The sequence below is a fragment of the Microbacterium sp. bgisy207 genome, assembly GCF_965345035.1.
GTDB lineage: Bacteria > Actinomycetota > Actinomycetes > Actinomycetales > Microbacteriaceae > Microbacterium.
In genome coordinates this window covers 1-8899 of the sequence record NZ_CBDRMG010000025.1, presented here as the reverse complement: position 1 = coordinate 8899, position 8899 = coordinate 1, and the positions used below count along the sequence as shown (strand labels likewise).

Genomic DNA, 8899 nt, shown 5'->3' with positions numbered 1-8899 from the left:
GCGGAGGCCTTCGCCTTGGCTTTCTCGATCTGATAAACCCGCTGCTTGCTGATCCCGAGTACGCGGCCGACGTCGGGGGCGGAGTACTTCTCGTTCCTGAGCGCGGTTACCACGGCGCGGCGACGCTCCGCGGCGCGGGCCTGAGCCCGACGCGCCTCAGCTTCGTCCTTCTCCGCCTGTGCCCACTCGTCGAGCAGCTGCTTAGGGGCGCGCACGTCGACGGTGACGGCCACCTCGGCGGGGTCGACGTTGAGCCACATCGCAGCGACACCCTGGGCCTCGCGATCTACCTCGTCGAGAGAGGCTGCCTGCCCTCCGGTGCCGAGTTCGGGGATCTCGAACACCCACCAACGGCCTTCGCGCTCGACGCTGACGGCGAATGTCTGTGTCATCGCGTCCTCCCTCTCACTTCCAGGCCTGGGGGAGTGTCGCCCCGGCCCTCTCGATCTGTCGCAGCACGCCCGCTGAGACTTCCTTGTGCCCTGCCGGGATCGAGGCTTTCTGCGACTCGTCGGGCAGGCCCCATAGTTCGTGGCTACCCTGACCATCGCGCAGATAGACCCAGCCGATGCTCTTCAGGTGCTTCAGCACGTCTCGCGTTCGCTGTGCTTTCATGAGTCTAGTCTAGACCCCCCTTGCCCGCAAGTCAAGGGGGGTCTTGCCTTTTCGGTATTGTTCTTCGGTTTCAAACTCGGTGCCACACAGGCCGCAAAGGATCGGGCCCGCGTCGATCACGGCGTTGGATGCGCGGATCTTGCGGCTGCAGCTGCACACGGCCGTGCGGCCGTTGTTGCTCTTGGTCTTGCCCTCCGCGTCAGGCGATTCGCTTCGACGGTAGGCGGTGATCGCCGCCGTGAGCTGCGCAACCTCGGCCGCGTACGTCTCGGCGGTTCCCGTGGGCACGGTGGTGACTGACCATCCGATGCGGGGATCTTTCTCGAGCGTCAGACCGAAGCTCTCTGCGATGCTCCGAAAAGCTGCGTTGTGGTAGCGGCCCTGTCTGCTGGTGTCTTTGATTCCTCGCGTGTTCGCGGCGCCGTGGGCGGCTTCGTGCAGAAGTGTGCCGAGCACGTCCACGCCGCCGCGTGAGAGTCCTTCACCGCCGATGAACAACTCGTGCACCACCTCGTCACCACGCACCCACCGATCGGGGGCGAAGTGGCCGAGATTCACGCCCTTGACCGTGCGACCGGACGCGAGGGTAACGACGACCTCCGGCACGTCGCTGTGGCGCTGCTGAATCGCGGCCCAGGTGCGTTCGATCGCTGCGACCAGGGGAGCGGAGGTGCCCTCGCCCATCACACGGCCTCCGATGCGATCGCATCGATGAGGTCCGGGCGAAACCCTGTCCAGGGCGCCATGCCGGGAACTTGGACCACCGGAAGCTGCGTCGAGCCTCCCGCCTGCGCCACTCGCCGCGCCGTCGCCGCCGCGTCGAGGTCTGCGTCGACGTCAACGGACTCGAACGCGATTCCCCGCTCGGTGAGCGCTCGGCACGTTGCCCTGCACTGCACGCATCCCTCTCGGCCGAACACTTGCACCTCGCCGGCTTCTGTCGCACTCATCGTCCCTGCCCCTTCCCCCTCACGTTCTTTTGCCGTGAAGGCGACTAGGGCGTGTCTCTTAAAGCCTTGAGCCAGATGGTGATGGCGCGTAGGACGACGCCGCCGCGATAGGTCAGGGCGAGTTTGTCGTAGCGGGTGGCCAAGGCGCGCCATTGCTTGAAGATGTTGAATCCGCGCTCGACGACGTTGCGGCGCTTGTAGGCCTCGGTGTCGTAGGTGACCGGGCGACCACCCTTGGCGCCGCGGCGCTTGCGGTTGGCGATCTGATCATCGCGTTCGGGGATGACGGCCTGGATGCCGCGCCGGCGCAACAGCTTGCGGTTGGCCCGGGAAGAGTAAGCCTTGTCACCCAGCGCCCGGTCGGGCCTGGTGCGTGGCCGGCCCCCACCCAGGCGCGGTACCCGCAGGGCGTTCATCACGTGCTCGAACATCGGGGAGTCCCCGCCCTGCCCGGGCCCGAGCAGCATCACCAGCGGCCGCATGTTCCCGTCGCACAGGTGGTGGATCTTCGTCGACAGGCCGCCGCGGGAGCGGCCGATGGCGTGATCAGGCGGCTCGATGCGCAGATTCGTGTAATTCGTCAGGTCCCCCTGTGTCCCGGGGCAGGTTGGTGGCGTGCTGATGGGCGCGGTTGATCGTGGAGTCCACCGAGACTTCCCAGTCGATCAGCCCGGCGGCGTCGGCATGGGCCAGCAGGACGCTGTGGATCTTGTCCCACGTCCCATCACCGCTGAAGCGGCGGTGCCGCTTCCACACCGTCTGCCACGGCCCGAAGCACCCGGGTAAGTCCCGCCACGCGATCCCGGTCCGGTAGCGATAGATGATGCCCTCCACCACGGTGCGATGATCGGCGAACGGCCGACCACGACGCCCCTGCGAGGACGGCATCAACGGAGCAATCAGCTCCCACTGCGCATCAGTCAGCAACTCCGTTCGAGACACACACCGAGCGTTCCAGCGACCAGCCCAAACCTTTGGGAGACACGCCCTAGTCGCTTTCCAGGAGAACTGGCTCTTCGCGCGGATGGCGAGCGACGTCTTGCCGAGTCTTTCCAGGATGATGATCGGGTTCATCGGCGCTGTGGTCATCGGCGTGGTCGTGGGGTTCGTTCTCGGTCAGGCGCACCGCCTCCAGGCGATGTTCGCACCCGTGCTCGAGTTCCTGCGCGCGATCCCTGCGGTCGCGTTGATTCCCCTCGTCATCATCGTGCTGGGCCTCGACGACACCGCGAAGGTGATTCTGATCACCTTCATCTGCCTCTGGCCCGTGCTCCTCAATACCGAAGCTGCAATCAGAGGAATGGACCCCGGACTGCGCGAGACCGCCCGGGTGTACGGCATCCACTGGTTCCGCTACGAGTTGCAGGTCGCACTTCCCGCGGCAGCTCCGCAGATCTTTGCCGGAATGCGCACGAGTCTTTCGCTCGCGCTCATCATGGTCGTCGTGAGCGAGATGATGGCGGGAGGCAACGGGATCGGCGTCTTCGTTCTTCAGTCGCAGAGGTCGTTCGCGATCACGGACATGTGGTCGGGCATCGTGCTCATCGGGATCTTCGGGTACGTGTTCAACCTGCTGCTCATCGTCGTCGAGAACCGGGTGCTCGCGTGGCACCACGGCGCGAACACCGCCGTGGAGTGACACCGCGGTCGAGAGGACGCCCTCACACCTCGATGCCGCCGCACCACACACGCAGAACGCGACGCGCGGCAGCGATGTCGGTGAGCGGATCGCCGTCCACCAGCACGAGGTCGGCTCGCAATCCGGGGGTGATCGCCCCCCGATCGTCGAGTGAGAACGCGTGCGCGGCCGTCGAGGTGGCAGCGCGCAGCGCTTCGGCTGTTGACAGGCCGGCGTCCACGAGCAGAGCGAGTTCGTCGTGCATGCTCTCGCCGTATGGCGGCATTGCCCGTTCGAGGAGCCCGATGTAGGCGTCTTCGTCGTGCATGCTCTCGCCGTATGGCGGCGATGCCCGTGTGAAGGACCCGATGTTGGCGTCGGTGCCGGCCAGGACCGGAACGCCCGCGGCATGCATCGCGCGCGTGCTCTCGTGGGCGTGTGCATAGCTCACACCGGGAACGCCCGCTGCGGTGAGATTCGCGGCGACGCCTTTCATCGTCGTCAAGGTCGGGATGAACACCGTGCCCTGGGCGAGCATCGTCTCAGCCGTCGCATCGTCGAGCGCGCGGTCGAGTGGAGCATGGGTGATCATGTCGGCCCCCGCAGCGAGGCTCATACGCACAGCTTCGTACAGGGCTGCGTGCGCGATGACCTTGAGCCCCCGCGCGTGCGCAGCAGCCACGAGTGCATCGAGCACGTCCTGGGTGGGACCGGGCAGATCGGCGATGATCTTGATGTAATCCACCCCGTCTGCCACCTGCACCTCGACGAACCGCTCCGCCTTGTCGGGGGAATCGACCAGCGCGACGTCCGGATAGGTCGGAATGCGGCTGTGCGTGCTGCCCTGAGATGTCGCCGCCATGCCGGCGGTGCGGAAGTCAGCGACTCCCCTCAGTCCCCGCAACGACTGGAACTGTGATGCGGGCCATGTCGCCATGTCCAGGCCGGTGGTGACACCGTACGTGGCGAGCGTCTCGAGGGACTCGCGCCCCTTCAGGTGCATGTGACAGTCGATCAGGCCAGGAAGGAGCACCGTACCTTCCGCGTTGACGACAGCGGCACCGACGACGACCGCATCCGCTGATCCGTCACCGATGCGCCCGTCGGGCTGGACGACGACCGTCGTGGGGGCGCTCAGACTGTGTCCGTCGAAGACCCTGGTGTTCGTGATCGCGGTCGCAGAGACTGCGCCGAGCGTGGAATCCGTCATGAACTGCTCCGTTCGAGGAGATGTAGATACGAGACATTATTGTTCACGGGCTGACTACTCTCCCGCCGACGCGTTGACGGCGGCGAGCTGCTCGTCGGGGGTCATGTTCATGAACGCCTCGAGCATCTCGGGAGTCATCTCGTAGACGGTCGGGAACTGCCCGATCGGCACGACGGAGTGCAGCACCCGGTCGCCGTAGACGTGCACGAGGTTGTAGGACTGGCCGCCGTCCTGGCCGCGGGCACCGGGGTAGGCGACGGCGAGGTCCTGCGTGTAGCAGGTCGCCGACGCGACCGACACGGGCACGCCCGCGAACGTGCTGGTGGTCGAGTAGTGCAGGTGACCGCCCAGGATGCCGCGCACGTCGGTGCCCCGGATGACCTCGGCGAGGCGCTCCTGGTCGCGCAGCTCGACCAGGGCGATGAGCCCGATCGGGCTCGGCACGGGCGGGTGGTGCAGCGCGATGAGGGTGCCGTCGGGCGCGGGGACTTCGAGCTCGCGGCGCAGCCACGCCAACTGCTCGTCGCTGATCTCGCCGTGGTGCTGCCCGGGCACCGTCGAGTCGAGCGCGATGATGCGCAGACCGTTGACGTCGTAGACGCGGTCGACGGGCTCGGACTGGTCGGCCTCCTCGTCGAGCAGGCCGCGGCGGAACGCGACGCGCTCGTCGTGATTGCCCATCACCCAGATCACCTGGGCACCGAGCTTCTCGGCGGCGGGCTCGACGATGGCCCGCAGGCGCTCGTAGGCGTCGGGGCGGCCGGTGTCGGCGAGGTCGCCGGTGAACACGATCGCTTCGGGGCGGGCGTTGGCCTTGGTGAAGCCGTCGAACAGCTCTGCGAGGTTCTTGTCACTGTCGATGCGCTCGTGCAGCAGGTCGCCGTCGCCCACGAAGTGGGTGTCAGAGACATGCAGGATGAAGTGCTCGGGAGCGGGATGCTGGCTCGCGATGTGCGACATGGTGTGTGTTCCTTCCGATCAGACCGCGGTGGCGGCGGGGTCGATGATCACGGCGGTGAGACGCTCGAGCTCGGTGGGGGTGAGTCCGTGGGCGAGGAGGTAGGCGCTGATCGACCCGTGCTCGCGGTCGATGCGCTCGAGCAGCGCCTCGAGCACCTCGGCGGGGCTCTCGGTGATGAGTTCGACCATTCCCGCGGTCAGTTCGATGCCGCGCTGTTCGAAGACGGCGGTCATCGCGTCTGACCACTCGCCGCGCAGGTTCTCGGCGGTGGCGGCGTAGTCGGCCACGACGTCGTCGCGGTCGACCCCGGCGGCGGCGAGCGCGAAGGCCACGACGAGACCGGTGCGGTCTTTGCCGGCGGTGCAGTGCACGAGCACCGCGTCGTCGTCGTCAGCCGCGATGATCACCCGGATCGCGTCGACCAGCTGCGCCCCGCGCTCGTCGACGATGTGGTCGTAGACGGGCACGAGTCCGACGTGCGTGGTGGCCTGCGCGGCCGGGTCGGCGTCGTCGAACACGGGCAGGTGGTGCACGGTGACCTCGAGCCCGTCGACCGCGCTCGGCGCTGTGGCGCGCTCGTCGCCGCCGCGCAGGTCGATGATGTGGGCGACGCCGATCTCGGCCAGCCGGTCGCGACCGGTCGCGTCGATGCGGTGCAGAGCATCTGACCGCAGCAGCTTGCCCCACCGGCTGGTGCCGCCGGCTGCACGGTAGCCGCCGGTGTCGCGCAGGTTGTAGAGGCCGGCCACGGCGTGGCGACGCTCACGAGGCGCCGCGGTCGCGGCATCCGGCGACGAAGCGGCCGCGGCATCCGTCGCCGAAGGCGTCAGGTCGAGGTCGATGGTCATTCGATCAGCCCCTGCGCGCGCTCGGCGGCCTCGGTCATAGTGGCGGCCGGGTCGGCGCCGTAGAAGACCGCGTCTTCGATGGCGGTGGCGAGCACCTGGTCGACCTGGGCGTAGCTGTCGCCGGGGTACGACACCCACGGCTCGAGCGCGTCGAGCTGCTCGAGGTTGGGCTTCACGAGCGGGTTGGCTTCGACCCAGTCATAGAGCGGTCCGCCCTCGTCGGCCATGCTGCTGCGCAGCGGTAGGTACCCGATCTGGGTCGAGATGATCTCGTAGGCGCGGGGGCTGGTCATGAACTGCATGAGCTCCCACGCGGCGGCCTGCTTGGCGGGGTCGGTGGCGAACATCGCGAGGAACGAGCCCGAGTTGGTGGGCACGACCGCCTGGTCTCCGAACGCGGGCAGGGTGTGAGCGTCGAGGGTCCAGCCACCGGCCTCGGCGCCCATCATGAACGCGCCCTGCAGGGCCGAGCTGTTGACGTGGATCGCGGTCTTCCCCTGCGCGAACGCCTCGTACTGGCTGGTGAAGTCCTCGTTGGTGAGCACGCCGTCCTCGTACATCTCGGTGAAGGTCGCGACCGTATCGATCGCGGCGTCCGAGCCGAACTCGATCGTCGTGCGGTCATCGCTCAGCACCTGGGCGCCGTTCGAGAGGAAGAGGCCCTGCATGCACCAGCTGCCGCCGGTGATCACGCACGACGCGCTCATCGAGGGGGCACCGGTGGACTCGGTGATCTGCGCGGCGGCGTCTTCGATGATCAGGTCGATATCACTGACGGCGGCGGTGCTCTTGAAGGAGCGACCGACACCAGAGAGCTGGATCGTTCCCATGAGTCGCCTTCTGCAAGCGACCTGACGAACCGGGGCCTTCCCGCGAAATCCGCTTGCAGAGCTATTGCAATCGAGGAAAGTGAATTTCCTGCAAACGGAGTGTCAACGCCCATCGCCGTGGTCGATAACGTCTGGCACGTCGGATGCCTCGGCGTCGGAGCCGTCGTCGGCGACGATGTCGAGCACCTCTTCGCGCACCGCGAGGCGCGCGCGGTCGGCGGCGTCGCTCATGCGGTCGGCGACGGCGATCTGCAGGGCGTTGAGCACGAGCAGCTGTACGAGCCCGCTGCCGAGAATGCCTTGATCCCACGCCTGGAAGCGCGCACCGGCGACGAGCAGGTGGTCGGCGCGGGTGGTGAGCGGGGTACGGGCGAAGCTCGTGACCCCGATCACGGTGGCGCCGGCGTCGACGGCGGCGTCCGCAACCGCGAGGGTCACCGAGTTGGCGCCACTCGAGCTGACGATGAGGCACACATCACCGGGGGCGAGCACGCGGGCGGTGAGGTGGGCGACCACGCCGTCAGCGGGCGCTTCGCAGGGCCGGCCGTTGACGGCGAACGCGACGGCCGACGCCTGGGCGGCGGCGTGCGAGGCGCCGGTGCCCGAGATCAGCAGGCGCGGCGCGCGGGCGATGGCGTCGGCAGCGGCGTCGAACGCGACCGGGTCGATCGAGGCGAGCGCGGTCTGCAGCATCCCACCCGCCCCTCGGCCAGCCACCGCAGAAAGCCCTCGGTGCCGGCGGGTGCGTCGGGCGCGGCGGTGGCGTCGGCGGCGAGGTCACGCACGAGCAGCATGCGCAGGTGCTGAAAGCTGCGCAGCCCCAGCGCCTGGGCGGTGCGGCTGACGGTGGCCGGCGACGTGTTGGCGGCTTCGGCGAGGTCGGCGCCCGACATGTCGACCACGTCGTGGGGTCGCTCGGCGCAGATGCGGGCGACGCGCTGCGCGCTCGGTACGAGCGACGGCAGGATCGAGAGGATGTGGTCGATGGTTCCGCCGAGCGGCGGCTCGTTGAGGGGCGAGTTCATGTAGCCGGTGATCACCTTTCGGGTTCGCCGCACATCGTATGGGCGCAATGCGACCACGACCCCAACCATAGGTGAACGCAGCGTTCATCGCCTCCGCTATCCGCGAAAGGCAATTTCATGACCTCCCTGCGTCCGCTCGAGCTCCCGAACAGTGCCATGCCCGCAAGGAAGTCGGCCAAGGGTGACTCGACCGAAGACGCCCACCTCGAGCGCCGCGATGGCGCCTACGATGACCGTCCGTGCGAGCCAGAGCCACGTGATCTGTCGATCCCGGCGGTCAAGCGCTCGAACGTTCCGCACGTCGATGTTCCGCTGGCGGGGGCGCCGGGGCAGCAGACACCGGTAACCAACGACGCGAAGAAGCCTGCCACGACGATGACGCCCGCAGCGCGGAACCAGAGGGCGGGGGCGACGCGCGAAACTGATCCTGCTCATGGCCCGATCAGACCGATGGCCACTCAGACGTGAAAGGGGAGACATCGCGCCCGGGCCGAACCGTCGCACGCTGACGTCCCCTCACCGCGCAGTGCCCGCAAGGGGATGGTAGATGGGCGAGCAGTTCTGGGACTCTGGTCGACGATTCTTCAGCTCGCCTGTGGAAGTCCCTGGGACAACGCCTGTCGGATTCTCCAAACAGGAAAACCGCTGAGCTGCGCAATCAAGTCCACATCGAACTCGTGCTCGAAGTAGGCCACCCGCACCGCCCGGATGCGCGACGGATTGTCACCGAAAGCCAGTGTGAACTCGGTGGCGTAGCGCTCCCAGACGCTGAACTCATACCCCGGTGCCGTCACGATGCATTCACCTCATCCCGGGTGCAACTCTCAGGAGTGGTCGCGGTG

At 67.5% G+C, this 8899-nt stretch carries 14 protein-coding genes; 2 read left to right on the top strand and 12 right to left on the bottom strand.

Translation table 11 applies throughout. The annotated features are described in order from the left end of the window. From ACSGC5_RS14835 to ACSGC5_RS14815, 5 genes are all read right to left on the bottom strand, one after another. On the bottom strand, positions 1-392 hold a 392-nt coding region (locus tag ACSGC5_RS14835), incomplete at its 3' end, for a hypothetical protein (protein ID WP_045245690.1). A gap of 13 nt (positions 393-405) precedes the next feature. After that, complete coding sequence (locus ACSGC5_RS14830; protein ID WP_045245688.1) at positions 406-615, bottom strand: type II toxin-antitoxin system HicA family toxin; 210 nt, start codon at positions 613-615, stop codon at positions 406-408. A gap of 9 nt (positions 616-624) precedes the next feature. Further along, positions 625-1299: a hypothetical protein gene (locus ACSGC5_RS14825; RefSeq protein WP_434971343.1), complete on the bottom strand. Its 675-nt coding sequence runs from the start codon at positions 1297-1299 to the stop codon at positions 625-627. Then, positions 1299-1565 carry a glutaredoxin domain-containing protein gene (locus tag ACSGC5_RS14820; protein ID WP_045245687.1) on the bottom strand — a complete coding sequence of 89 codons (267 nt, stop codon included), beginning with the start codon at positions 1563-1565 and terminating at the stop codon, positions 1299-1301. The genes ACSGC5_RS14825 and ACSGC5_RS14820 overlap by 1 nt, the downstream gene beginning before the upstream one ends. A 44-nt stretch (positions 1566-1609) precedes the next feature. Continuing rightward, positions 1610-2453, bottom strand: a protein-coding gene (locus ACSGC5_RS14815; protein WP_241186004.1) for an IS5 family transposase whose coding sequence is annotated in 2 segments (ribosomal slippage) — positions 1610-2146 and positions 2148-2453 — 843 coding nt in all. Because the reading frame shifts where the segments join, the coding sequence is not laid out codon by codon here. Positions 2454-2622: 169 nt separating this feature from the next. Between ACSGC5_RS14815 and ACSGC5_RS14810 the strand changes: the two genes are divergently transcribed. Beyond that, positions 2623-3204 carry an ABC transporter permease gene (locus ACSGC5_RS14810; RefSeq protein ID WP_005052801.1) on the top strand — a complete coding sequence of 194 codons (582 nt, stop codon included), beginning with the start codon at positions 2623-2625 and terminating at the stop codon, positions 3202-3204. A gap of 22 nt (positions 3205-3226) precedes the next feature. On the opposite strand, the gene ACSGC5_RS14805 is transcribed toward ACSGC5_RS14810, so the two are convergent. The 6 genes from ACSGC5_RS14805 to ACSGC5_RS14780 all read right to left on the bottom strand — a co-directional run bounded on the left by ACSGC5_RS14805 (position 3227) and on the right by ACSGC5_RS14780 (position 8114). Continuing rightward, entirely contained in the window at positions 3227-4393 is a 1167-nt protein-coding gene (locus ACSGC5_RS14805; RefSeq protein ID WP_434971342.1) for an amidohydrolase family protein, read from the bottom strand. A gap of 54 nt (positions 4394-4447) precedes the next feature. Next, positions 4448-5353: a phosphodiesterase gene (locus ACSGC5_RS14800; RefSeq protein ID WP_005052799.1), complete on the bottom strand. Its 906-nt coding sequence runs from the start codon at positions 5351-5353 to the stop codon at positions 4448-4450. Positions 5354-5371: 18 nt separating this feature from the next. Next, the gene (locus ACSGC5_RS14795; RefSeq protein WP_005052798.1) at positions 5372-6202 is read right to left on the bottom strand and encodes a tyrosine-protein phosphatase; all 831 of its coding nucleotides are present in this window, start codon (positions 6200-6202) and stop codon (positions 5372-5374) included. After that, complete coding sequence (locus ACSGC5_RS14790; RefSeq protein ID WP_005052797.1) at positions 6199-7032, bottom strand: extracellular solute-binding protein; 834 nt, start codon at positions 7030-7032, stop codon at positions 6199-6201. Before ACSGC5_RS14790 ends, ACSGC5_RS14795 begins: the two co-directional genes overlap by 4 nt. Positions 7033-7134: 102 nt before the next feature. Further along, positions 7135-7725 (bottom strand): SIS domain-containing protein, encoded by a 591-nt coding sequence (locus ACSGC5_RS14785; RefSeq protein WP_005052796.1) that lies wholly within the window; start codon positions 7723-7725, stop codon positions 7135-7137. Next, a complete protein-coding gene (locus ACSGC5_RS14780) occupies positions 7641-8114 on the bottom strand; it encodes a MurR/RpiR family transcriptional regulator (RefSeq protein ID WP_164743636.1) in 474 nt (157 codons plus the stop codon). Before ACSGC5_RS14780 ends, ACSGC5_RS14785 begins: the two co-directional genes overlap by 85 nt. 60 nt (positions 8115-8174) lie before the next feature. Here ACSGC5_RS14780 and ACSGC5_RS14775 point away from each other — a divergent pair, with 60 nt between their 5' ends. Beyond that, the gene (locus ACSGC5_RS14775) at positions 8175-8525 is read left to right on the top strand and encodes a hypothetical protein (protein WP_005052795.1); all 351 of its coding nucleotides are present in this window, start codon (positions 8175-8177) and stop codon (positions 8523-8525) included. Positions 8526-8641: 116 nt separating this feature from the next. Here the strand turns inward: ACSGC5_RS14775 and ACSGC5_RS14770 are convergent, their stop codons facing one another. Next, positions 8642-8851, bottom strand: a complete 210-nt coding sequence (locus ACSGC5_RS14770) for a hypothetical protein (protein WP_045245741.1) — start codon at positions 8849-8851, stop codon at positions 8642-8644. Positions 8852-8899: the final 48 nt, after the last annotated feature.

Excerpts from the sequence above, each read along its gene's own strand:
- ACSGC5_RS14830 (WP_045245688.1), bottom strand. The coding sequence starts at position 615 with ATGAAAGCACAGCGAACGCGAGACGTGCTGAAGCACCTGAAGAGCATC.
- ACSGC5_RS14825 (WP_434971343.1), bottom strand. The coding sequence starts at position 1,299 with ATGGGCGAGGGCACCTCCGCTCCCCTGGTCGCAGCGATCGAACGCACC.
- ACSGC5_RS14820 (WP_045245687.1), bottom strand. The coding sequence starts at position 1,565 with ATGAGTGCGACAGAAGCCGGCGAGGTGCAAGTGTTCGGCCGAGAGGGA.
- ACSGC5_RS14810 (WP_005052801.1), top strand. The coding sequence starts at position 2,623 with ATGATGATCGGGTTCATCGGCGCTGTGGTCATCGGCGTGGTCGTGGGG.
- ACSGC5_RS14805 (WP_434971342.1), bottom strand. The coding sequence starts at position 4,393 with ATGACGGATTCCACGCTCGGCGCAGTCTCTGCGACCGCGATCACGAAC.
- ACSGC5_RS14800 (WP_005052799.1), bottom strand. The coding sequence starts at position 5,353 with ATGTCGCACATCGCGAGCCAGCATCCCGCTCCCGAGCACTTCATCCTG.
- ACSGC5_RS14795 (WP_005052798.1), bottom strand. The coding sequence starts at position 6,202 with ATGACCATCGACCTCGACCTGACGCCTTCGGCGACGGATGCCGCGGCC.
- ACSGC5_RS14790 (WP_005052797.1), bottom strand. The coding sequence starts at position 7,032 with ATGGGAACGATCCAGCTCTCTGGTGTCGGTCGCTCCTTCAAGAGCACC.
- ACSGC5_RS14785 (WP_005052796.1), bottom strand. The coding sequence starts at position 7,725 with ATGCTGCAGACCGCGCTCGCCTCGATCGACCCGGTCGCGTTCGACGCC.
- ACSGC5_RS14775 (WP_005052795.1), top strand. The coding sequence starts at position 8,175 with ATGACCTCCCTGCGTCCGCTCGAGCTCCCGAACAGTGCCATGCCCGCA.